The sequence below is a fragment of the Vibrio sp. MEBiC08052 genome, from assembly GCF_001506075.1.
Classification (GTDB): Bacteria; Pseudomonadota; Gammaproteobacteria; order Enterobacterales; family Vibrionaceae; genus Vibrio.
Map to the genome: position 1 here is coordinate 2,851,683 of NZ_KQ947475.1, position 24,781 is coordinate 2,876,463.

Genomic DNA, 24,781 nt, shown 5'->3' on the forward strand with positions numbered 1-24,781 from the left:
GGTTTGAATCACAACGGCTCCTGTGAATTGGTACTAATTCAGGCATTGCTGATCTTTAATCCAATGAGCCATTATATTGAAAGCATTGGGTGAATATGAGTAACGACCTAATAACACAAACAGGTATTCCTTCCATACAGGCCATTGAGATGACAATTGATAGTCAAAAAGTTCGCTACGGAGAAGACCGTGAGTGGCGTTAGGTAACTGTTTTATACATCGAGATACATCACGGGGAAGCAGTCTGTGCCAAACGTCAACCGTCTCAGTGTGATCGACATTTCTGTCCTGTTCTCCCATCAGCAACAAGGTAGCAGTATGCATCTCAGATATATCTTTCCTTGAATCAGACTGTGAATTACGTCGTTCAAAATCTGCTCTGGTACAAATGGAGGCACAAGGTTCGCTAGCCTTTGCGATGCTGAATTGTTCGTTAAATTCCAGTTCAGCTCTTTTCTGAGCTTCTCTTATAGCGTCAACAGAGTAATGCTCTAGTTTAAGTCGTTCTCCGGTGTAGTAAATGCTTTGGCTTCGCCAGTTGATTGCGGCACCGACAAGAACAGCAAAATCAGTTTTGGTTAACTGACTAGCCTTAGGGACAACCCAACCCGCCTGAGAAAAACCAAGATACCCTCCACGACTATTTCTCAGTTCAGGCAGTTCTCTAAGTTGTTTCATCGCTGTGGCTGCCTCAACCGAACGATCGAACATAGTCTGAGCGAACCAATTGCCTGAGCTAAGGCCAACGCCCGGCTTATCCCAAGAATAAACAGCAATACCATTTGATACGAGAAAACGAACCAATGGGATATAACCTCCGTTTGACCAGCGATCCTGAGGTCCATCTCCGTGAATTAAGACAACAAATGGAGGGGAAACAACATGAGGAGGAAGGATCAGTGTTCCACTTAAAACGTCACTGCCATGAGTAAAAGATAACGTTCTCTGAGTGCCAGTGTTTTCTAATCCAAAATTCAAAAAACGGAACACCATGAAAAGAAAGATTAAAACCACCAACAATAAAAGAGATTTTTGCCACTTATATTTAATCATCAGATTCCTCGACCTCTTTTCATCTCATTGCACTCACTCAAACCTGAAATATACATCAGGACACGAAGCTGCCTCTCATTTTATTTTGATCTGTAACGTCTATGGAATAGGCAGTAATTGTGCTGAGCATGACCTCCTTGAAAACTCTAATGATGGATGCAACTAATTAGGGGATGTTACAGTACCGTTTTCGATTAAACGAGACCAGAAATAAAGATTTATACTAAGTCCGCTCTCTAATAGGTAATACTTGAGAAAGAATACCCAACAGTATTTCTTCACTTTTAGCTTGGCATTCCCATACGACCAATACATGCCATCCGAGATTCTCCAACTCATCTCGTACCGCTTCATCTCTCATTGTGTTTTGCCGAAACTTTTCAACCCAGAAATCACGATTCGTTTTGGGGATAGTCGCCTTCTTGCAGCCGGGATGCTGATGCCAAAAACAACCATGCACAAAAATCACCGTATTATATTTTTTCAGCACGATATCAGGAGAACCCGGTAGCTTTTTGTCATTCAGTCGATAACGAAAACCGTGTCCGAAGAGAAACTTCCTGACGATCAGCTCTATATCGGTCCCTTTAGATTTGACCGAAGCCATCATTTTGCTTCGCTGATCGTCAGTCTCGGTTTTCATGAGTCGGTCTTCGTATCTCCGGATGAAATACCTTTCAAATTGGCAAAGTTGATACCGACCCGATTGGCAAAACTATAAGTATGATTGGCGATACGTTGCGTGTAATTTTCTTTTTGCGTACACACATATCGAAACGACAACTTTCTACCTGATATGTTTACCGGGATTTCCCCCTCCGTATTAATCTTGTCTTTAGGAATATAAATAGTAAACGGTCGTGCTCTCCATTCTATATTGATTAGATTTCCATCAAGATCCCGAATAAAGGAGTGATAATCGGTATCTCCGGCTTGTAATCCCTTGGTCAGAGAACGTTTATTAGCCGACTCAATAAACATATAATTATCACGGATCTTATCCGGCCTCAAACAATCACAGTGAGCCGTAATACATAGATAGAATTTATCTCCACCTTTGAGAATATCTCCGAAATGTAATCGGTCGGAACATTCCGGTTTCAGTCGTAATATAGAATATTTCTTATTCAGAAATGCCAAATCCGATTCCAACGCTTTTCCCTGATTTTGGGCATGACTGGCTAAAGAATTATCGATGTTTTTAATTTTTTTGTACTCATTGAGAACATTCAACATTTCAGGCCGGAAACTATCCCAGTTTCCTGATAAGGCCGAACGCCAAAACTCTTTGAGAAATGCCTCGAATTCCTGATCATCGCCGGGATTTAAAGAGACTGAACGCTGATGCCAGAAGAAAGCATCATCTTTGACTTGATTCAGTTCTTTCCCCAAAGATTTGGCGTTATCCCGATAAAAATTCCGGTATTCAAGAGATAACAAAGACATAAAATTATTCGGTCGGTCATGGACGATTTCGGCAATTTTTCCAAATAGGTCATCCGCAGAAACGGCAGCCTCTTTCTGGACATCTTTCGATTTGTGCAAAACCATGACCACGGTCGAATCGACCAAAAGACAATGTATATTGTTCTGCGTTTCAAAAATATCCACATCAATCTTTTCAGGTAGAACAGTGCTTAACTCTCCTTTCCCGACAATATTCAGCCCAAGTAGAAGATCACATAGCTCTAAAGAAAAAATTTCTCTAGATGCTGTCTTCAGTGCTCGAAATAAATCCCTTCCAAGATCGTCTTGCTTTTGATGGATTGCACGCTTAATTTCTTTATGAAGCAGCTCCTGTTTAGACTTATGCTTATGAGCATCAAATGCTTTATCAGAAAGGCCAATGAGCCAGCTTAGTTCCTCTTCACCAAAGTAATAATCTTGTCCCAACAACTCATCTACTTTCTCTGTAAAAGTATCCTTCAGCTCTTCAATATTACCTTGTTCTTCAGCCAGTGGATTACAGAAATAAGCAATCAATTTATCTTCAACATCGCTCAAACTACCGGCATTAGTATAGATACAAACGAAAGGCAATGTATCGGTTTGAATTGCATCATGAAGTATTTTCAATGCGGGTTCATACTTCGGGACTTCGGTAGATAATTCCCAGTCCAAAACCAGCAAATCTTTCGTCTTCAAATTTTTCTTCTGCTGCTCCTGCCAATATTCAATCCCTTGAAAACGACCGATATCCAGTGCACAGTTTTTGTTTTGAAATGCCCGATAGAGGTCACGAGTCGTGTCTATGTCCGAATTTTCATGTGGCTCAGTAAAGGGTTCAACGAATTCGTCATCAATACAATAAGCCGCATTAATCGTATTTGTTATAATTTCTTTTGCGACCTGAGAAAATTGCACCATTCTACATTCCTTCCAGTTCTTCGATGACGAAACAAGCCCCTTTCAGCTCGTTATATTTTCTGTCGTTGGATGCCGTAATTTGAAAGCCAATCGAGTGGAGGTTCGTCCTAGCCAGATACAAACCGATTCCCCGACCTCCCGGTGTACGGGTAAAGAAGAGTTTGAAAATCTCTTCCAGATAAAAATCATCTATCGGCTGGCCGTTGTTCTGTACCAAGACTTTGCCGTCTTTCACTTTAATCCGGATCGTCCGATCTGCGACGGATTTCAGCCAGTACATCGCATTATTGATCAAATTGATAAAAACGGGTTTCAGAACCGAATCAAAAGTAAAGAACTGATGATTTTCAAAAGATGAATCACAAATAAACGTGATGTTATTTTCCTTAAACCGTTTTTCGAAAAAACGGCCGAGATATTCACACAGCTCTTTTCCGTTGATTTCACTACGTGAGCGCCGCGTCGTCCGATAGAGAGGAGCCAACAATTGATGATTGGTTTCCAGATGCTCAAAAGCGGAGCGCAACTGTTTGAAACCATACTCGTATTCATCGTTATTTTCGACCAGCGGTTTCAGCGTCTGTAGCCCGTTCCCGATTTCGGCATACAACACGTTAAACTGGTGATCGATAATCTCGATCGCCATGCCCAACTGAGACAGTTCATGCATCGCTTCGACTTTTTCTTCTATCTGCTCATACTGTTCTTTGTACCAGAGGATCAAAGCATCATCATCGACATCGACATCCAGCCCTTCCAGATGAGTCACCAACGGCAAATAACGCTCTTCCTGCTCTTGATAAAATGAGTCCGAAGTCTTTTCCAGTTCTTTCAGCAACAACGAATAATGCTGCCGTTCCTTACCGATCGCCCGTTCCAGCTTACTTCTCTCAATATCGAATCGTCCGGGCACCTGAACCAGATCCAAATCGACGGTTTCAACGATGGGTTGCAATGAATTCAGGATTCGACGCCGGAAGGTTTGTAGTTGCCGTACCAATGATGAACGAAGCGATTTGGCTTTCTCTTCATACTCTTTTTCGAGGGTCTCAATCGAAAAACTGGCCCGAAGCTGTTCCGCAACGCTTTCACATTCTGCAATCATCTGACCGGCCGCTTCAAATTTGGCACAGTATTCAATATATTTTTTCTGAAGAGATGCATCTATGTTAACTCTTCTAGGTTTCACCAATTTAAGTTTTCTTAAACTTTCTTTGACTTCATCTAATTCTTGAAGCAGATCTTCCACCTGATGGATTTCAATACTATCTTTGGCCGACTGATCCAATAGCCCTTGTTTTATTACATCGCTGCTAAGTTCAATATGATTCAACGGTTCTGCATTATCCCGAATATCTCGTTTAAAACCGGTCAGTGTAATATTGCTCTTTCTTTTTTCCTGCTGAAGTAATCGTTTATTCTTTTTCTCAACATCCGAGAATTGACGTTCTCGGGATGTTGGCTCTTCATCTTTAGGGGTAAAACGAAAGAAACGGACAGCAACATCAATAAAAAACTCAATTAAATCCCGTTGCAATTCATGATAGGCCTTATTTGCAACAAATCCTTCCCGACCAGCTTTATCAATGAGTTTCGGATTTTGTTCCCGGGATATTTCAATATAGCCCATCATTCGGCGGTGGCTGAAATGATAATAACCAGCACTCCTTGTACGTCTCTCCTCAAATTTAAGCCAGTCATATTCCAATCTTCCATATGGAAGTACCCGAAAACCATCTCGATAAATATAAAGCCCACTGAAAAATTTCAGCTTTCTATTTAAAATATCGTATTTTTCTCTCGCAAGTTTTGAAGACTTACTAAGACCTTCTACCCACCCCAATTCTATTTTTAATGGTCCATAAGGTGTCAGCCCTGGTTCTCTATTTGGCTTGAAGAAAAACTCATAGTTTTCATTATAGATTTGTACACTTCCTTTGAATTCACCTTCATCATTAAATTCACCTTTGAGCCAGTGATCACCATGATACATATCATGTGACGTAAAAAAGCGGGCTCTACCAACCAAATCATACATACCGGTTTCATGATGAATACGAAATGACGTTACAATTGGTTGTTCGTCTTTAAACGCATTTGTCATTCCATTTAAAGAAGTTCGTAGATAATTTACCTCTTCACTCGCTTTTGTAGCTTCTAATTCATCCGCCTTAATTATTGTAAGACCAGAATGAGGATTAAATGCGACAAAAAAAGTTCCGTGCTCTTCCGGTTCAACAAAACGCTCTTGTATTTCTTTATCAAGAAACTGCGGCAGTCGTTTATTATCCAAGTCATGACGAATTTGCTCAGCCAATTCATGATGCTCGGACCAATCGCCGGAAGAGAGATTCGGTAAAAACAGTTCGGTTAAAATTTCAAGATGCCGGTTAATGGTTTGCGATGTATCGAGAGGAATAATCGGGATATCGAAATCTTCGATATAAAGGTTATAGTTTTCCAGAATACGCCAGTCCACATAAACCAGATAAGCAGGGCCGTTTTGTTTCTTGGTGATCATCAGAATCGGCGAGCCGAGATAGGCAATCGACAGACGGCCGATCCCTTTTTCACCCAACGGCACTCTCGGCGGTTTACCCAAGCGTTCTTCTTCGGTCAACGGTAACGAGCCTCGCGTCTTCGAATCCGTTCCGAGAACGATCCATTTGTTCTCCAGCTCATCTTTCGACATGCCGAAACCGTCATCGGACAGCGTGAGTATCGGTTCTTGGACATCTTTATAACCGACCTGATACAAGTCACAAGAAACCTGATCAGCATAGGCATCATAGCCATTTTTCCATAACTCGGAGATCGCCGTGGGTAAATCAGCTATCTGTCCTTTACCCAAGTGATCAACCGCCCTAGCCTTGGTGCGGAACTTCGCCATATTCATCCCTTATTCGGTATTGATTATAATGTGCGATAAAATATTCGCCGAATACTTGCGCCATCCGGACGGGAACGGCATTGCCGATCTGCTTGGCTTGTGCATTCAAGGAACCGGTAAAGATAAAGTCATCGGGAAACGTCTGGATTGCAGCCGCTTCGCGGACACTGATGGCCCGATGCTGCTCGGGATGACCGAATCGACCATTGGACAGGCTGATACAACGAGTCGTCAGACCAGTCGCAACATTTTCCCACCGCATCCGTCCGTATACATCAGAGTGACCGTTATAATCTCTATGGCACTCAAGTTGTAAGTGTGCCGGCCAGTTTTCTCTTCCTTGTTCAGGAGGTGTGTGAGCCAATCTCAATAAATTCAGTTCACTTAATCTTGCGGCTCTGTGATTCGGAATCGTCGGATGCTCACCTCCGGCAGCAATCGCGGGAAAACGAGCGATAGTGTCCCGAACGGTGACATACCTACGATTCGTATTTTCCCCGTGCGTCGCCGCAGGAATCGACACTTCGTCCAACCGACTACCGATAAGCACCCAACGTCTCCGGCGCTGCGGAACGCCGTAATCCTGAGCGGCGATAATCGCGGAATCGGTAAAATATGCCATATCACCGAGCGTTTTCTGAAAGCCTTCCAATGGATTCACTTTCGTACTGGTCCGGATTCCGGGAACATTTTCCAGAAAGATATATTCCGGCTGATACCGTTCGACGAAACGCTGAAATTCGGCCAGCAACATCACACGATTGTCATTCTCAGGCCTGACCGTATTCTGTTTTGAAAACGGCTGGCAAGGCGCACAACCACAGAAAAGTTTAGGACCACGGATAGACTCGACTTTGTCGGCAATATTTTCTTCTGCGACTCCCCGGATATCACCTTCCAGAAAAGTCACCTGAGGGAAATTGAGCCGAAAAGTATTGGCGGCATCGGCATCAAAATCCAATGCCAGCGTAAGCTCCAGTCCTGCTTGTTGGAACCCCCGGCTGGTACCGCCACATCCTGAGAAAAAATCAAAAACTCTTATCGGCATTTATTTATTTCACTAATTTAAACCTTAACGGATTATTTTAAGCCAACAACTAGCGCATGAAAAGAAAACAAACCTCACAACCGCCACACATTGAAAATTAAGATAGCTGCGTATCCGGCAACATCACCGCCCGGCATACCGTCTCCGTCAGTGCCTTCAATTTTTCCACTTCCATCAATAAATAGGCCAGTTCTTCCTTGGTGATCTCGTAATGTTCGGAATAGCGGGCCTCAATGTAGGCGCGTTGCAATCGCTGAAAACAGCGGCGATGAAATTTGTTCTCCATCGGGAAGATATCGGCAAAGGCAATATCCTGCTGCGCACAAAGAGAACGGAGTTTTTTCAGACTATGGGTTTTCGGCAGGTAATTGGTACTCACGAGTAAGGTACAGGCAAATAGATGTTCGGTTGACTGATGGAGTAGAAAAGCTGCTTTTTTCAACCAGCGACGTTCAATCCCATCCTGAGCAAAAACAATAAACTGTTCCGCACTTTCCATCCATTGCCCATAATGCTTCTGCGCAATGGTTCGGTATTCTTCCGCCGTGAGGTTTCCCGGCATCACCAGCTCTTTCGGGGTACCGCTGAACAGTTCAATCCCTTCTTCGCGGATATCCTGAAAGAAATAATGACCCCGTTGCAGAAACTGATTGACCTCATCCAGCGTATGCACGATCAATCCGAGCGGTGCGGAGGTCACTTTACGCTCGATCTGCTCTTCGGCCTGCGACCAGATGATATGCTCTTCCAGCAAATCGGCATGATTGACAATCACCAGTATATCGTAATCACTCACATACCCATTGACGGGATCATCCACCCACGTTCCTTTGGCATGGCTGCCGAACAAAATAATTTTATGAATCCGAAACGATGATTTTCGCGTTTGTTTACCCTGTAGAAAATCGTCCAGCGTATCGCGCAGAATGGTCGAAATCATCTGGAGTTCGTGCTGTTTGAATTCAGGGAGATGATCGAGTGATGTTTTCATGGCAACGGTATGGGTTGATTTGATTCGTAAACTGACATTGCTTTCAGTGTGACGGCTGGCCGGATAAATGTCTATTGCTAAGATGTGAAGTGCATCGAGGATAAAAGAAAATGAGTGGATGATGGCGTGATCCAGTGTTTTCGCACTCAAACACGAATCACCAATCCAAGTCAATCGGCTCAACTGAACACAAATCAGACAGACCGGGCAAATTTTTACCCCGTGATTTTATCAGGTATAGTGCAACCTTTATTGTATGTGCAAAAGGGCATAAGAAGGAATTATCACCAATGGCACACACTGCCTACCTGACTCTCAGAGGAGCAAAACAAGGACTAATTTCAGGCGGATGCAACACCAAAGACTCGATGGGGAACCGCTATCAGGAAAATCATACCGACCAGATCACGGTACTGGCCTGTCACTTTTCAGTGAGAAAAGAACCGCATCAACATGGTTTGTCCCGCGATTCTGTCCACATTACCAAGCATATCGACAAGGCGACGCCACTTTTGGCAACCGCATTTGCCAGACAGGAATTCCTTTATGATGATAACTTTTCGAGTGAACCTTGGAAACAAATCGCAGATAAGATCATCAACCTCGCATTTCCTGATAAAAAACCGATACAGATATTGCTGGACTATAGGGATGAATCTAAAAATCGTGTTCCGACAAAAATTTTTGAGGAGTTCTAAATGAAGAAAATATTTTGGGGCTGTTCTTTGTCTTTTTCGCTTTTGGGATTCTTATTGAGCTGTCTTGACGATATTGTGAGATCAGACATGCCCATCGCATATCCAACCATCCATGACTACTTGTCGATAACACCAAGCTTCAGAGCTGTTCCTTATTCGGTCATCGGTTTTGTTTTCGGTAGTTTAATATTTCTCTTGTTTGTTCTTTTAAAGAAGCTAATTCAACAACGTACACAGTGGTCAACTGACCTGTTTTAAGAATAAAAACCAACAAAAATGGCAGCAACCACATCGATTACCGCCATTTTAGTATGATACTTTAATACTTAGTATGAAACTTTAATACTCTCCTACACAACAATATTTCCGGCACCTAATCCTTACTCAACAGTAACCGCTTTTGCTAAGTTACGTGGCTGATCGACGTCTGTGCCTTTGATTAACGCGACGTGATAAGACAGCAGCTGCATGGGGACGGTGTAGAATATCGGAGCCGTGATTTCGTGGACGTGCGGCATCTTGATGATCTTCATCCCCTCACTGTCTTCAAAACCGGCTTTCTCATCAGCGAAAACATAGAGCAAGCCGCCACGGGCCCGGACTTCTTCTACGTTGGATTTCAGTTTTTCCAGTAGGTCATTGTTCGGTGCAATCACAACGACAGGCATATCTGCATCGATCAATGCCAGCGGGCCATGTTTTAGCTCTCCGGCCGCATAAGCTTCGGCATGAATGTAAGAAATTTCTTTGAGTTTCAATGCGGCTTCCATAGCAATCGGATAATACTCGCCACGACCTAAGAAAAGGGTGTGGTTCTTATCTGCAAAATCTTCCGCCAGTGCTTCAATTGCCTTATCAAAGGCTAAAGCACTTTCGATCTGAACGGGTAATTCATGGATCGCTTGCACGATGTCGGCTTCTTTTTCAGCATCGATATTGCCTTTCTGACGGCCTAAGCCGACCACCAACATCAGCATCGCGGCCAACTGAGTGGTAAATGCTTTGGTGGATGCCACACCGATTTCTGTGCCGGCACGGGTCATAAATGCAAAATCGGATTCACGTACCAGAGAGGAACCGGACACATTACAAATCGTCATCGCGGCCATATAGCCTTTTTCTTTTGCGATGCGTAAGGCTGCCAGTGTATCCGCGGTTTCTCCAGACTGAGATAAGGTAATCAGCAGGCTGTTGGGGCGAACCACAAATTTACGGTATCTGAACTCGGAGGCGATTTCGACATCACAACTGACACCAGCCAATGACTCAAACCAGTATCGGGCTGCCATACCAGAGTTATATGATGTCCCGCACGCAATGATCTGAACGTGTTCAACTTTACTCAAAATCTCTTTCGCATGAGTGCCAATACTGTCGATAATCACCGAGTTGTGCGTTACCCGACCTTCCATTGTTTGTTTCAGTGCGTTCGGCTGTTCAAAAATTTCTTTTTGCATAAAGTGACGATATTGACCTTTATCGCCGGCATCATGTTCCGCATTCGATTCGATGATCTCACGTTCAACCTGATTGCCTTGTTCATCAAAAACGGTCACACTTCTGCGGGTAATCTCGGCGACATCCCCTTCTTCAAGGTACATAAAGCGACGCGTCACACTTAATAAAGCCAGTTGGTCCGAAGCCAGAAAGTTTTCACCGACCCCAAATCCAATCACAATCGGGCTACCTGAACGTGCCACAACCAAACGGCTGGGATCACGACTATCAAGCACAACCGTGCCATATGCCCCTTCGAGCTGCTTGGCGGTTTTCTGCAGGGCTTCAACCAGTGATTCACTTTGGCGCAATTCCCATTCAACTAAGTGAGCAATGACTTCTGTATCAGTCTGAGACTCAAAGACGTAGCCTCGGCTTTGGAGTAGTTCTCGCAGGACCTCATGGTTTTCAATAATCCCATTGTGTACAACAGCAATATCACCGGAAACATGAGGATGGGCATTGATTTCAGACGGTTCGCCATGCGTCGCCCAGCGAGTATGTGCAATACCCGTCCCCCCAATCACATTGGCATCACTGACGGCATCGGCCAGCGCCTGCACTTTGCCAAGGCGGCGAATCCGGGTGCAATGGTTTTGCTCATCAACAATTGCAACCCCTGCCGAATCATAACCCCGGTATTCCAGACGACGTAGCCCTTCAACTAAGATTTCTGCAATATCACGCTGTGCCACAGCACCAACAATTCCACACATAATTCATAACTCCACTTAAATTTCAATATGTTCTGCTCCGACAAAAAAGCGCTTAAGTCCGCGCCATTCTCATCCGAACCATTTAATTCACTTTAGTTTGAATCACTCTCACCTGATTGGCTTCGATCATAGCCACTTGCTCATCCGTAATATTGCTATCGGTCACTAGCACATCAATTTGATCCCAGCCCAACTCAAGGTTCGGAATTTTGCGGCCAATCTTGTCTGATTCAGCCATTACCACAACTTCACGAGAAACTTCAGCCATCACACGACTGAGCCCTGTCAGCTCATTGAATGTGGTCGTCCCCCGTGACAAATCAATCCCGTCACATCCGATGAATAACTGATCAAAATCGTAAGAACGTAACACCGACTCGGCAACCTGCCCCTGAAATGATTCAGAGTGCGGATCCCAAGTTCCTCCCGTCATTAATAATGTTGGTTCGTTTTCCAACTCATGCAGGGCATTGGCAATTTGAAGCGTGTTCGTCATCACAACTAAGCCACGCTTTTCATTTAATTGCGGGATCAACGCTGTGGTTGTACCTCCGCTATCGATGACGATACGGTGATGATCACGAATCAATTTTGCGGCTTCCCGAGCGAGAAATATCTTTTGAATCGAAACATTTTTATCAAATTCATCTGCGACAACTTCTTTCGGCAGAGAAATCGCACCGCCATAACGTCTGAGCAACAGACCATTTTTTTCTAAAGAGGATAGGTCCTTGCGAATCGTGACTTCTGAAGTATGAAATCGTTCAGAAAGCAGTTCGACACTCACCTCTCCCATTTGATTGACGAGTTGAACAATTTCATGACGCCTGACTTGTGTGTTTCGTTTCAGCATAAATTAAAAAGCAATTAAGTTTCGATATGAAACATATAATAATCAATTCGAAATATTCCTGTCTATTTATTTCGATAATAAAAATTAATCTTTCATGCTAAAACATTGTTCTAAGACAATTCTTAGACCGTGATATTCCATTCATTCGGTGTTAGAATTCCGCTCGGTAAAAGTAAGAAAATTACAAAATTGAATGTAAACTTACTGAAAAACCACCTCGTAACGGCTAAAACATAAGAGCCTTGCGTGGTTTTTACGCAAAACAAGCGGTTATATGTAGTTATAAAATGACCGTTTTGTTGAAAGAGTTTCAGCTTTAAAGTGTATTTGACAGAGAGAAGCAATCCGGCACTTCAAGAGAAAAAGACAAGGGCCACTGACTGCACTTTACGGCACTCATTATCTTTCAAATTGATACAATTATCGGAGAGTATTTTCCATGAAGAAGACCAAAATCGTTTGTACGATTGGCCCTAAAACTGAATCCGTAGAGAAACTAACAGAACTTGTCAACGCTGGCATGAATGTCATGCGTCTCAACTTCTCTCACGGTGACTACGAAGAGCATGGAACTCGTATTGTGAACTTTCGTCAGGTGATGAAAAACCTTGGCAAGACATTGGCAATTTTGCTGGATACCAAAGGACCGGAAATCCGCACAACGAAGCTAGAAAATGGTGAAGATGTCGATCTCGTCGCAGGACAAACATTTACCTTTACGACAGATACAACCGTCATCGGTAACCAAGAACGAGTTGCTGTAACTTACTCAGGTTTCGCACAAGATTTAAGTATTGGTAATACCATTCTGGTCGATGATGGCCTGCTTGAAATGAAAGTGCTCGAAAAAACAGAAACTGAAGTGACCTGCCAGGTTCTCAACAATGGTGCTTTAGGCGAAAACAAAGGGGTTAACTTACCCGGAGTTTCAGTCAAACTGCCAGCACTGTCAGACAAAGATAAATCTGACCTGAAATTCGGTTGTGAACAAGGCGTTGACTTTGTTGCTGCTTCATTCATCCGTAAAGCAGACGATGTGCGTGAAATTCGTGAGTTCCTTGCAGCGCATGGCGGTCAAGATATTCAGATCATTTCTAAAATTGAAAACCAAGAAGGTGTTGATAATTTCGATGAAATTCTCGAACTTTCTGACGGTATCATGGTTGCGCGTGGAGATCTGGGGGTTGAAATCCCGGCAGAAGAAGTCATTTTTGCTCAGAAAATGATGATCGAAAAATGTAACCGAGCCAGAAAAGTGGTCATTACTGCAACTCAAATGCTCGATTCTATGATTAAAAATCCACGTCCGACTCGTGCAGAAGCTGGTGACGTTGCAAACGCAATCATGGATGGTACTGATGCTGTGATGCTGTCCGGTGAAACGGCAAAAGGTAAATACCCGGTAGAAGCTGTACGCATGATGGCTCAAATCGCTGCTCGTACAGACAGTGCTCAAAAAGCCGAGCTGAGTACTCGACTCGACAGCCCTCGTCTGAGAATTACAGAAGCCGTGTGTAAAGGTGCGGTTGATACAGCTGAAAAACTGGCTGCACCACTAATCGTTGTTGCAACTGAAGGTGGTAAATCAGCGCGTTCTGTCAGAAAATACTTCCCGACAGCACACATCATCGCTTTGACTACCAACCAGAAAACTGCGGCACAATTAGTCTTAACGAGAGGTGTAACGCCAATCGTTGTTGAATCAATTGCTAGCACAGATGACTTCTATATCTCAGGTAAAAAATTGGCTCTGGAAACAGAACTGGGTCGCAAAGGAGATATCGTAGTGATGGTTTCCGGTGCATTAGTCGCTTCAGGAACAACCAACACTGCATCGGTTCATGTACTGTAATTGAGCTGTTCATGTTCCGTTCAGAAAAGCGGTAAACAAACGGGGCGCAGAAGCGCCCCGTTTTCTTTGACTTTCGTCGAACTTACCAACCGAAAAATTCTTTATTATGTGTATTCAACAGTAATACCATCGGTAAAAAATACAGTGCACTCAATTTTATACCGAGGATCACTAAGGAACCGATTGTTAATCTCACCAGAAAATGATTCAACATACTACTTAGCCTCATTTGCCCAGTATTTTGATTTCCTTATAATATTTCTTTTACTTCTCTTTAGATGGGTAAAATTGTTGTTCCGGTCAACGCTGGGGCGATCATTCAATAAGGCTGGTAGTATACCAACTTTGAGAGATTGCTCAATATTCAACCAATATTAAACTTTCGTCTAAGAGCGACTGATGCAGACCAACCGGATTAGTTCAATCGATATAACACATCAACACTGTCGCTGATCACAATCGTCTTATCCTGATAATCCTGTAAACCTTCTTTCTCATTCATGGAAACAGCACGCATCATCATCGGCTTGTCTTGCTGGGAATGGTAATCAACTTGCCATACAGGGCCAAGTGTCCGTTTAAATCCTTTCGCAATCGAAAGGGCTTTTGTTGATGCATCTTGAATCGCTTTATCTCGCGCCTGAGCCTGATATCTCTGATGATCTTTCACTTGAAGCGTAATGCGATCAATCCGGTTAATACCAGACTCCAGCGCTGCATCTAAAAATTCATTCAGCTTATCCAACTGTTCAACGGACACAGTGACACGCCGACTCGCCCGGTAGCCAACGAGTTCAGGCTTGCCTTCGTCAGGATAATGATACTGGGGAGCAAGCGATAAATTAGAACTGGAAATTTGTTCAGCTTTGGCACCCAACGCCTGTAACTGTTCTGAGAATTGGCGAACAACCGTATCGACACTCTCTTTCGCCTGTTCGGCATTCAGCGTCGATTGCTCAACCTGAACAGAAAAGACAGCTCGGTCAGGTACCACTGTTACTTCACCAAATCCGGTTACAGATATATGTGGGAAATTCACTTCCGCTGCATAACCGTGTAGACAAAACATCATTAAACTCAGAATCATCAACCGCATAATCTTCACTCCCACATAAACATATTAAGGGTTATCCCCAAATCGTAGAATTCATACGCTGAATCCTTATTTTGAAGTCACTTAGGTATTCAATCATAGGATAATTTGATTGTAATTAGATCTGATTGTGACAAAAATAACAAAACGCTAACGACAGGCTTAAATAGCAACACACCGTTCCAATTGTTGGATATATTGTGTCCCTGTTACTTTGCATAAATCAATACACCACACCATCAGCAACCGCTTACTGCCGGAAAAAAGTAATGCTGAGTACGTCACGTCGATAACACATTTCAGCCATAAAAAAGCGGTGTATGACGACACCGCTTTGCTCAAGAAAGTCTGATTAATCTACTTGATCCACCTTATTTAAATGAACACTCATTTGTGGGAATGGAATTTCAATACCATTTTCGTCAAGCGCTTCCTTAATATTCATCATTAAATCGAAATAGACCGGCCAATAATCTGCGGTTTTTACCCAAGGACGAACAACAAAGTTCACAGATGAATCCGCTAATGTATGGACACCAATGGTAATATCCGGCTCTTTCAAAATACGCTCATCACGTTCAACCGTCTCACGAAGAATTCGTTTCGTTTTCTGCAAATCAGCGGAATAGGAAACCCCAATCATGAGGTCAATTCTCCGCGTCGCATGACGTGAATAGTTAGTGATCGCCCCACCGATAACAGAAGAGTTCGGGACAACAACCATTTTATTATCCGGTGTTTTCAAAATCGTTTGAAAGATTTGAATACTTTCAACAGAGCCGGCTACACCAGCCACTTCTACATAGTCGCCGGATTTAAACGGGCGAAATGCAACAATCAAGATACCGGCAGCAAAGTTTGACAGAGAGCCCTGTAGCGCCAAACCGACAGCTAAACCTGCCGCACCAATCACCGCTACAACCGATGCGGTTTGTACCCCGATACGCCCTAATGCAGCAATCAGAACGATGACAAATAATAAATAGCGTACCAAACCGTGAATAAATTCAACAACGGCCGGATCCATATTTTTTTTGCGTAAGACCTTAGCAACACTACCAGCAACGATTTTGACGAAAATGTTACCAAAGAACAGAATCAGAATCGCTGCGATAATATTCACACCATACTGTAATAAGATATCCGAGTTATTTTCTAACCAGCCATTCACCTGAGATAAGCTATCAGACAAAGGTATTGCGTCATTCATGAGTGATTCTCCAGCCATTTACTTTCCCTCTTTTATCATAAAACTGATTATTTTCTACGATATCAACTATCAAACAAGTCATACCAACGCCACACTGATTATATCAGTTATAAAAAAACCCGCTCATCAGAACGGGTTTTCTAACAATAATTTGATATGAATTCAAATTATAGCACGTCAATTGCATTCAAATCTGCAAATGCTTTTTCAAGGCGTTTCACCATCGATGCCTGACCGGCACGCAACCAAACTCGTGGATCATAGTATTTCTTATTCGGTGCATCTTCACCGGTTGGGTTACCGATTTGGCCTTGCAGATAATCATGGTTATCCGCTTCATACTGACGGATACCATCCCATGTTGCCCACTGGGTATCAGTATCGATGTTCATTTTGATAACACCGTAGCTGATTGATTCTTGGATTTCAGCTTCGCTGGAACCAGAACCGCCATGGAATACGAAGTTCAGAGAATTTTCAGGCAGAGCGAATTTCTCGGAAACATACGCCTGAGAATCACGTAGAATCGTAGGTGTGAGTACAACGTTACCGGGTTTGTAAACACCGTGGACGTTACCGAAAGAAGCCGCGATTGTGAAACGGTGGCTGACTGCATTCAGTTTTTCGTATGCATAAGCAACATCTTCAGGAGAAGTGTACAGCTCAGAAGAGTCCATATCTGAGTTATCAACGCCATCTTCTTCACCACCGGTACAACCCAATTCGATTTCAAGCGTCATGTCCATTTTAGCCATGCGCGCTAAATACTTCTCACAAATCTCGATGTTTTCTTCCAGAGTTTCTTCTGACAGATCAATCATGTGAGAAGAGAACAGTGGCTTACCAGTTTCAGCAAAGAATTTTTCACCGGCATCAAGCAGACCGTCGATCCATGGCAGTAGTTTCTTCGCAGCATGGTCAGTATGCAGAATGACCGGAACGCCATAAGCTTCAGCAACAGTATGGACATATTTCGCACCAGCAATCGCCCCCAGAATCTGCGTTTGCTGACCTTCAAGTTTCAGACCTTTACCGGCAAAGAAGCCAGCGCCACCGTTAGAGAACTGAACAATAACAGGAGACTTAACTTTTGCAGCTGCTTCAAGTACCGCATTCACAGAATCAGTACCAACACAGTTGACTGCTGGTAGTGCGAATTTATTTTCTTTCGCTACTTGAAAGACTTTCTGAACATCATCGCCAGAAATGACTCCTGGTTTTACAAAATCGAAGACCTTAGACATGGATTTGATCCTATTTTCTGTCGTTTAAAATAAAACAATTCAATAAACTTTTTTACAAACGTATGCTGTAAATGTTTACCTGTAATGGCAATTATTCTAGCAAATAACCATCGCTCTTGCACAATCGCCGTCGGAGGCAAACGGAAAGCGGGAGTCTTGTACTCTCCCGCTTCATATCATTACGCTTTTGCGCGAGCTTCCAGCATTTCCACAGCGGGTAGTGTCTTTCCTTCAACAAATTCAAGGAATGCACCACCACCGGTAGAGATATATGATACATCAGCTTTAATACCGAATTTATCGATTGCAGCAAGCGTATCACCACCACCAGCAACAGAGAACCCTTCTGAATCAGCGATCGCTTGAGAGATACCTCGAGTACCCGCTTCAAAGTTCTTGAATTCGAATACACCGACAGGGCCATTCCAAAGAATTGTTTTTGCTTCTTGCAGAATTTTTGCCAGTGCTGCTGTTGAGTCAGGCCCTAAGTCGAAAATCATATCATCATCTTGAACTTCAGAAACATCTTTGATTTCTGCTTCTGCATTTTCGTCAAATGCTTTGGCACAAGCGACATCGGTTGCAACCGGAATTGCACACTCTTCCATTAATTTTTTCGCAGTATCAACAAGGTCAGCTTCATAAAGTGACTTACCAACATTATGGCCAGCGGCTGCAATAAAGGTATTCGCAATACCACCACCAACAACCAATTGGTCAGCTATTTTTGACAAAGACTCAAGTACTGTCAGTTTGGTAGAAACTTTTGAACCACCAACAATCGCAACCATCGGACGAGCTGGGTTGTCCATTGCTTTACCCAAAGCATCCAGTTCATTTGCCAGCAAAGGACCGGCACACGCAATCGGTGCGTGCATGCCCACACCGTGAGTCGATGCCTGCGCACGGTGAGCCGTACCAAAAGCATCCATCACAAATACATCACACAACGCGGCATACTGTTTAGACAAGGCTTCATCATTCTTTTTCTCGCCTTTGTTAAAGCGAACGTTCTCAAGCACAACTAACTCACCGGCATTGAGTGCTAAGCCATTCAGATAATCTTTGGCTAATTTCACTTCACAATCCAGTGCATCTTGTAAGTAGTTTACAACCGGTTGAAGTGAGAATTCCTCTGCATATTCACCTTCAGTCGGACGACCGAGGTGAGATGTCACCATGACTTTTGCGCCAGCCGCAAGACAGTGTTTAATCGTTGGCAATGATGCCAAGATCCGTGCATCTGATGTTACTTTGCCATCTTTTACCGGCACATTCAGATCGGCACGAATAAATACGCGTTTACCTGCTAAATCCAGGTCGGTCATCTTGATTACAGACATGGTTGTCCCCTCAAATTGCAATATTGGAAAATATTTTGACAGTCCCGCAACCCTGCCGAACCATCGTTTATCTTGATATTGTATTCACCCGTAGAAGACCATCTTATTTATTTCGCTCTAAAAAATAAATACATCTTCGTTCTCAATAAACTTCTACTGTAGTGAATCCATTGCCAAAGCCGTATCCAACATACGGTTTGCAAAGCCCCATTCGTTATCACACCAGACCAGCATTTTTACCAGACGTCCGTTACTAACTCTTGTTTGTGACCCATCAACGATGGCGCTATGCGCATCATGATTAAAATCGGTCGAAACAAGTGGAGCTTCAGTATAGTCAACAATGCCCCGTAATGTACACTGAGAAGCATCAATTATGGTTTGATTTACGTCATTAACTTTAACATTTGTATTAATTGTGACACTTAAGTCCATCGCAGTAACATTGACCGTCGGCACCCGCACGGAAATCGCCTCAAACTTATTTAAAAACTTGGGAAAAATTCGTTCGATCCCTTTATGTAACTTGGTGTCTACCGGAATAATCGACTGACTGGCCGCTCGGGTTCTACGCAGATCATGATGATAAGCATCAATTACCGGTTGGTCGTTCATCGCGGAATGAATGGTGGTGATAGTGCCGGAATCAATGCCAAAGTTGTCATCCAACACCTTAATAATCGGCACAATACAGTTGGTTGTGCAGGAGCCGTTAGAAACAATGCGATGCTCGGCCTTCAACGAATCGTGGTTAACCCCGTAGATAATGGTGTTATCTAAGTTATGACCACCGGGGTGTGAAAAAAGGACCTGCCGTGCCCCGGCTTCCAAATGGGCAAGACCATCATCCCGACTGCCGAATACACCGGTACAATCGAGCACAATATCGATGTCCAGATCACACCAAGGCAGGAGTTTTGGTTCAGACAAATGAAGAATCCGGATCGCATCAGAGCGACCATCATCATGGTTGATATATAAATGTTCTTGATCATAGCGAATCTTTTTGAAAAATCGACCATGGCTCGAGTCATACTGGAGGAGATGCGCCATTGCATCAGGTTGAGCCAGTTCATTGACGGCCACCACTTCAATTTGCTGATTTTTGCCACTTTCATAGACAGCCCGCAAAATATTCCGGCCAATCCGGCCAAAACCATTGATGGCGATTCTTAGCATTTTTCTCTCACCTTTTATGCTTATTCTTCATTTCAATTAGAGCGATGATAGTAACGGATAGTATAAAAAAATAACATTGGTTATCCCTTTCTATAACAGCATGATGCCAAATACAGACAGACTTGCTGACCACAAGCACCATGACAGACCAATCATCCAACGAAAAAATGCCGGACCAATGGTCCGGCATTCAATAGATGCTCAGTCACCGCGTTGATCTTTACCCTAAAGACAGCGCAACTTCGACAACATTCTCGACGGTAAAGCCGAACAACTTGAACAGTTCATCCGCCGGTGCCGACTCACCAAAGCTGGTCATGCCGACAATCCGGCCATTGAGACCAACATACTTGTACCAGTAATCTGCAATACCCGCTTCAATCGCAACACGTGCAGTCACCGCAGCAGGCAGTACCGCTTCACGGTAAGCCGCATCCTGACGGTCAAATGCGTCGGTCGATGGCATTGAAACCACACGGACCTGCTTGCCTTTTGCTGTCAGCTCCGCTGCCGCCTGAACAGCCAGACCAACTTCAGAGCCGGTCGCAATCAGAATCAAATCCGGTGTGCCCTGACAATCTTTGAGGATGTAGCCGCCTTTGGCGATATTTGCCACCTGAGTCGCATCTCGCTCTTGCTGTGCCAGATTCTGACGCGAGAAAATCAGCGCAGTCGGTGCATCTTTGCGTTCAATCGCCAGTTTCCACGCCACTGCTGATTCAACCTGGTCACAAGGACGCCAGGTGCTCATATTCGGCGTCAGACGCAACGAAGCAATTTGTTCAACCGGCTGGTGGGTCGGGCCATCTTCACCCAGACCAATTGAATCGTGGGTGTAGACCTGGATGTTCTGTACTTTCATCAGAGCAGCCATCCGCATCGCATTGCGCGCGTATTCCATAAACATCAGGAAAGTCGCCCCGTAAGGAATGAAACCGCCATGCAGCGCAATCCCGTTGATGATGGCCGTCATGCCGAATTCACGCACACCGTAATGGATATAGTTACCGGACGCATCATCTGCGGTCAGAGATTTCGAGCCAGACCACATGGTCAGGTTGGACGGGGCTAAGTCAGCCGAGCCGCCCATAAACTCAGGGAGTAACTTGCCGAATGCTTCCAGTGCATTTTGAGACGCTTTACGCGATGCAATCGTTGCCGGATTGGCTTGCAGCTCAGCAATGATTTGGCTGGCCTGGGTTTCCCAGTCGGCTGGCAATTCACCATTGACCCGACGCTTGAATTCAGCCGCCAGCTCAGGGTAAGCCGCCTGATAGGCTGCAAACTTCTCATTCCATGCCGCTTCTTTGGCAGCACCGGATTCTTTCGCATCCCACTGCGCATAAATGTCAGCCGGAATTTCAAACGGACCGTATTCCCAACCGAGTTGCTCGCGGGTCGCTTTGATTTCATCTGCGCCCAGCGGGGCACCGTGGCAATCATGCGAGCCGGATTTGTTCGGTGAGCCAAAACCAATCACCGTTTTGGTACAAATCAGCGTCGGACGTGAAGTTTCTGCTTTCGCCGCTTCAATCGCTGCTTCAATCGCTGCAGAATCGTGGCCGTCTACCGCCGGAATCACATGCCAGCCATACGCTTCAAACCGTTTTGCCGTGTCATCGGTGAACCAGCCGTCTACATGACCGTCAATCGAAATACCGTTGTCATCCCAGAACGCAATCAGCTTACCCAGCCCCAATGTGCCGGCCAGAGAGCAAGCTTCATGAGAAATCCCTTCCATCAGACAGCCATCGCCGAGGAAAGCATAGGTGTGGTGGTCAACAATCGCATGTTGGTCCCGGTTAAACTGCGCCGCGAGCGCTTTTTCAGCAATCGCCATACCGACCGCATTGGTGATGCCTTGCCCCAATGGCCCGGTGGTGGTCTCAATCCCCGGTGCATAGCCGTACTCCGGATGGCCCGGTGTTTTGGAATGCAGCTGACGGAAATTCTTCAGGTCATCAATCGACAGGTCATAGCCGGTCAGATGCAACAGCGAATAAATCAGCATCGAGCCGTGGCCGTTAGAGAGCACGAAACGGTCGCGGTCAGCCCAATTCGGGTTTTGTGGGTTGTGGTTCAGGTGAGAGCGCCACAGCACTTCAGCGATATCCGCCATCCCCATCGGGGCGCCGGGGTGACCTGAATTGGCTTGTTGAACACCATCCATACTTAAAGCACGGATCGCATTTGCGAGATGTTTACGGTTCATAATTTTTTCCAACAAGATTAAATGAAGATTAAAAGCGGTATAAATAGAAAGAGGACTGTTGGTTCAGTCCTCTCAAATATCTTAAAGCTGTTTGCTGATCATCGCTTCCAGTTTGCCTTGGTCAATCGCGAAGTTGCGAATCCCTTCAGCCAGTTTCTCAACCGCCATCGCATCCTGATTGTGTTCCCACAGGAATTCAGCGTGAGTCATTGGTTGCGGACGTTCCTGAATACGAGTCGTCGGTGTGAGTTTGACATCGACTTGGCTTTCGGTTTCTTCCAGTGTCTGGAGTAACTGTGGGCTGATGGTCAGACGGTCACAGCCAGCGAGTTCGAGAATTTCACCGGTATTACGGAAGCTGGCACCCATCACGACAGTGTTATAACCATGTTCTTTGTAGTAGTTGTAGATCTTTGTAACAGAGAGAACACCCGGATCTTCATTCGCTGCAAAATCGTGGCCTTCTTTCACTTTGTACCAATCCATGATACGGCCGACGAATGGTGAAATCAGGTAAGCACCGGCTTCTGCACAAGCTCGGGCTTGCGCAAAAGAGAACAACAAGGTTAGGTTACAGTTGATGCCCTCTTTTTCGAGCACTTCAGCGGCACGAATCCCTTCCCATGTGGAAGCGACTTTAATCAAAATGCGGTCATTGCTGATCCCTGCATCATTATACAGGCCGATGAGCTTGCGAGCTTTTTCAATCGTTTTTTCGGTATCGTAAGACAGGCGTGCATCGACTTCAGTCGAGATACGGCCGGGGATACTTTTCAGGATCTCTTTACCAATCGTCACGGCCAGCATGTCGCTGGTATCTTCAAGCTGTTGTGCTTTGTCATCACTTTTAGACTTGGCATAAGCGACTGCCTGATCGATAAATGCTGCATACTCAGGAATCTGGGCGGCTTTTAGAATCAACGATGGGTTCGTTGTTGCATCTTGGGGCTGATATTTTTTGATGGCATCAATCTCGCCGGTATCAGCAACGACAGTAGTATATTTGCGAAGTTGTTCTAGTTGATTGCTCATATTCCGATCATCCTCTTTTAGGCCAAAAGCACAGCTGAGAGATAAACATGGCATTATGAGGCTGCCTGTCTCAAGAGCTGGCTTGATAAATCTTCAACATTTGTATCATTGTTCTGAACATATGATCAAATGTTGAGTAAATGATGAATCCATATTTATCTGATCGATTGAGAAAGTCAACGGCTATCATAAATTTCTTCCGGGTAGCACCGATATTCAGAAAATGCAGTGAGTTTTTTCTGTTCTCCGACCGCTGTTTTCTCAAATGAGCATCATTTTTAAGTTAAAAATATGGTCGTTCCTTATGAGCATTTGTTTTACTGGTGAACATTTGGTATATAGGTAAACATTGATCATGATGATATCGCCGTCACTTAAATTGTTCTGAGTGGGTAAATCATCACTGCTGTGAGCCAGATGTATTGGAGGTATATATGACGGGATTGCAAGAGATATCCGTCGAGGATTCGGATCTACTGACAGAGATTTCGGTTGCCTATTATCAGGATGGAGCAACTCAGGAAGAGATATCCAAGAAATATGCGATCTCCAGAGCCAAAGTCGGGCGGATGCTGAAACAAGCCCGGGATGAGGGCATTGTTGAAATTACGGTGAAGTATCATCCGGTATTCAGTGCCAAAGTCGAACAGCGATTGATTGAGCGGTTTGGGATTAAGCGCGCCCTCATTGCATTGGATCAGCCGAACGAGGCTCAACAACGCCAGCAAATTGCCGGACTGGTTTCCAATTACTTATCCAGTTCGCTCAAAAATGGTCAGGTAATCGCCGTGGGTCAGGGGAGGAATGTCTCTGCTGTCGCCCACCATGTCGGGGTGATTTCACCCAAAGACGTCAAATTTGTTTGCAGTATCGGTGGGATTCACCCACGGGGCGGTATGTTTAACGCAGACCATATTTGCCGCCAGTTGGCGAAAAAATATGGTGGCACATCGGAGACGCTCTATGCACCGGCATATGCAGTGAACCGGGCGCAGAAACTGGCATTTATGGAGAATGATACCATTAAGCAAACGCTGGATTTAGCCAGAAAAGCGGATGTTGCACTGGTCGGTATTGGTGATATGAGTGAAAACAGTTATATGGTGGATTTGGGCTGGTTTACCCCGCAGGAAGTGGTTCAGTCTCGTTTGGAGCAGGGGGTAGTCGGTGATTTCGCCGGATATGACTTTTTTGATATTCATGGACAGATAGCCAAAACAGTGATGAGTGATCGAATCATTGGATTAAGTATTGAAGAATTCAGACCGATTGCTGAGGTGATTGCCATCGCCGCAGAAAATAGTAAACCTTTGGCGCTATTAGGGGCTTTGCGAACCGGTGCCATTGATGTGATTGCGACCAGTGTTTCTAACGCGCTGACCATTCTCAACCTTGATGAGCAAATGAGCTTTAAATCCGAATGATCACCGAGCAACATTGTGCTTCAAGCGGTGCGACTTATCGCGCCATGCTTGAAGCCTGAGTGCCTGTCATCGTTACCAT

General features: G+C 44.5%; 19 protein-coding genes. 4 read left to right on the forward strand and 15 right to left on the reverse strand.

Features of this window, described 5'->3' with window-relative positions:
* Positions 1 to 33: 33 nt before the first annotated feature.
* The 6 genes from VRK_RS12485 to VRK_RS12510 all read right to left on the reverse strand — a co-directional run bounded on the left by VRK_RS12485 (position 34) and on the right by VRK_RS12510 (position 8,499).
* Positions 34 to 1,053, reverse strand: a complete 1,020-nt coding sequence (locus VRK_RS12485) for an alpha/beta hydrolase family protein (RefSeq protein ID WP_059121664.1) — start codon at positions 1,051 to 1,053, stop codon at positions 34 to 36.
* A 223-nt stretch (positions 1,054 to 1,276) separates the two neighbouring features.
* Positions 1,277 to 1,696: a very short patch repair endonuclease gene (locus VRK_RS12490; RefSeq protein ID WP_059121665.1), complete on the reverse strand. Its 420-nt coding sequence runs from the start codon at positions 1,694 to 1,696 to the stop codon at positions 1,277 to 1,279.
* Positions 1,693 to 3,417, reverse strand: a complete 1,725-nt coding sequence (locus VRK_RS12495; protein WP_157371908.1) for a response regulator receiver domain — start codon at positions 3,415 to 3,417, stop codon at positions 1,693 to 1,695. The genes VRK_RS12490 and VRK_RS12495 overlap by 4 nt, the downstream gene beginning before the upstream one ends.
* A 4-nt stretch (positions 3,418 to 3,421) precedes the next feature.
* Positions 3,422 to 6,310 carry an ATP-binding protein gene (locus VRK_RS12500; protein WP_059121667.1) on the reverse strand — a complete coding sequence of 963 codons (2,889 nt, stop codon included), beginning with the start codon at positions 6,308 to 6,310 and terminating at the stop codon, positions 3,422 to 3,424.
* The gene (locus VRK_RS12505; RefSeq protein ID WP_059121668.1) at positions 6,285 to 7,358 is read right to left on the reverse strand and encodes a DNA cytosine methyltransferase; all 1,074 of its coding nucleotides are present in this window, start codon (positions 7,356 to 7,358) and stop codon (positions 6,285 to 6,287) included. The genes VRK_RS12500 and VRK_RS12505 overlap by 26 nt, the downstream gene beginning before the upstream one ends.
* 97 nt (positions 7,359 to 7,455) lie before the next feature.
* On the reverse strand, positions 7,456 to 8,499 hold the full coding sequence (locus VRK_RS12510) for a HEPN domain-containing protein (protein WP_157371909.1): 1,044 nt from the start codon (positions 8,497 to 8,499) through the stop codon (positions 7,456 to 7,458).
* 140 nt (positions 8,500 to 8,639) lie between these two features.
* Here VRK_RS12510 and tssD point away from each other — a divergent pair, with 140 nt between their 5' ends.
* Both tssD and VRK_RS12520 read left to right on the forward strand, forming a co-directional pair.
* On the forward strand, positions 8,640 to 9,047 hold the full coding sequence (gene tssD / locus VRK_RS12515; RefSeq protein ID WP_059121670.1) for a type VI secretion system tube protein TssD: 408 nt from the start codon (positions 8,640 to 8,642) through the stop codon (positions 9,045 to 9,047).
* Positions 9,048 to 9,305, forward strand: coding sequence for a hypothetical protein (locus VRK_RS12520; RefSeq protein WP_059121671.1), 258 nt, complete (start codon positions 9,048 to 9,050; stop codon positions 9,303 to 9,305).
* A gap of 122 nt (positions 9,306 to 9,427) precedes the next feature.
* Here VRK_RS12520 and glmS read toward each other — a convergent pair whose 3' ends face one another.
* Both glmS and VRK_RS12530 read right to left on the reverse strand, forming a co-directional pair.
* Positions 9,428 to 11,260: a glutamine--fructose-6-phosphate transaminase (isomerizing) gene (gene glmS / locus VRK_RS12525; RefSeq protein ID WP_059121672.1), complete on the reverse strand. Its 1,833-nt coding sequence runs from the start codon at positions 11,258 to 11,260 to the stop codon at positions 9,428 to 9,430.
* Positions 11,261 to 11,342: 82 nt separating this feature from the next.
* Complete coding sequence (locus VRK_RS12530) at positions 11,343 to 12,113, reverse strand: DeoR/GlpR family DNA-binding transcription regulator (RefSeq protein WP_059121673.1); 771 nt, start codon at positions 12,111 to 12,113, stop codon at positions 11,343 to 11,345.
* Between the two features lie 439 nt (positions 12,114 to 12,552).
* Here VRK_RS12530 and pykF point away from each other — a divergent pair, with 439 nt between their 5' ends.
* Positions 12,553 to 13,965: a pyruvate kinase PykF gene (gene pykF, locus VRK_RS12535; RefSeq protein WP_059121674.1), complete on the forward strand. Its 1,413-nt coding sequence runs from the start codon at positions 12,553 to 12,555 to the stop codon at positions 13,963 to 13,965.
* Between the two features lie 415 nt (positions 13,966 to 14,380).
* Here the strand turns inward: pykF and VRK_RS12540 are convergent, their stop codons facing one another.
* The 7 genes from VRK_RS12540 to tal form a co-directional block, all read right to left on the reverse strand.
* A complete protein-coding gene (locus tag VRK_RS12540) occupies positions 14,381 to 15,061 on the reverse strand; it encodes an oxidative stress defense protein (RefSeq protein WP_059121675.1) in 681 nt (226 codons plus the stop codon).
* A 349-nt stretch (positions 15,062 to 15,410) separates the two neighbouring features.
* Positions 15,411 to 16,286, reverse strand: coding sequence for a small-conductance mechanosensitive channel MscS (gene mscS / locus VRK_RS12545; protein ID WP_059121676.1), 876 nt, complete (start codon positions 16,284 to 16,286; stop codon positions 15,411 to 15,413).
* Positions 16,287 to 16,435: 149 nt separating this feature from the next.
* Positions 16,436 to 17,512 carry a class II fructose-bisphosphate aldolase gene (fbaA, locus tag VRK_RS12550; protein WP_059121677.1) on the reverse strand — a complete coding sequence of 359 codons (1,077 nt, stop codon included), beginning with the start codon at positions 17,510 to 17,512 and terminating at the stop codon, positions 16,436 to 16,438.
* Positions 17,513 to 17,691: 179 nt separating this feature from the next.
* Positions 17,692 to 18,855: a phosphoglycerate kinase gene (locus VRK_RS12555; RefSeq protein WP_059121678.1), complete on the reverse strand. Its 1,164-nt coding sequence runs from the start codon at positions 18,853 to 18,855 to the stop codon at positions 17,692 to 17,694.
* A 153-nt stretch (positions 18,856 to 19,008) separates the two neighbouring features.
* Entirely contained in the window at positions 19,009 to 20,034 is a 1,026-nt protein-coding gene (gene epd, locus VRK_RS12560; RefSeq protein ID WP_059121679.1) for an erythrose-4-phosphate dehydrogenase, read from the reverse strand.
* A 220-nt stretch (positions 20,035 to 20,254) separates the two neighbouring features.
* On the reverse strand, positions 20,255 to 22,246 hold the full coding sequence (tkt, locus tag VRK_RS12570) for a transketolase (RefSeq protein WP_059121681.1): 1,992 nt from the start codon (positions 22,244 to 22,246) through the stop codon (positions 20,255 to 20,257).
* Positions 22,247 to 22,327: 81 nt separating this feature from the next.
* Positions 22,328 to 23,278 (reverse strand): transaldolase, encoded by a 951-nt coding sequence (gene tal / locus VRK_RS12575; protein ID WP_059121682.1) that lies wholly within the window; start codon positions 23,276 to 23,278, stop codon positions 22,328 to 22,330.
* 434 nt (positions 23,279 to 23,712) lie between these two features.
* On the opposite strand from tal, the gene VRK_RS12585 reads away from it, so the two are divergent.
* Entirely contained in the window at positions 23,713 to 24,702 is a 990-nt protein-coding gene (locus tag VRK_RS12585) for a sugar-binding transcriptional regulator (protein ID WP_059121684.1), read from the forward strand.
* The last annotated feature ends 79 nt before the right edge of the window (positions 24,703 to 24,781 follow it).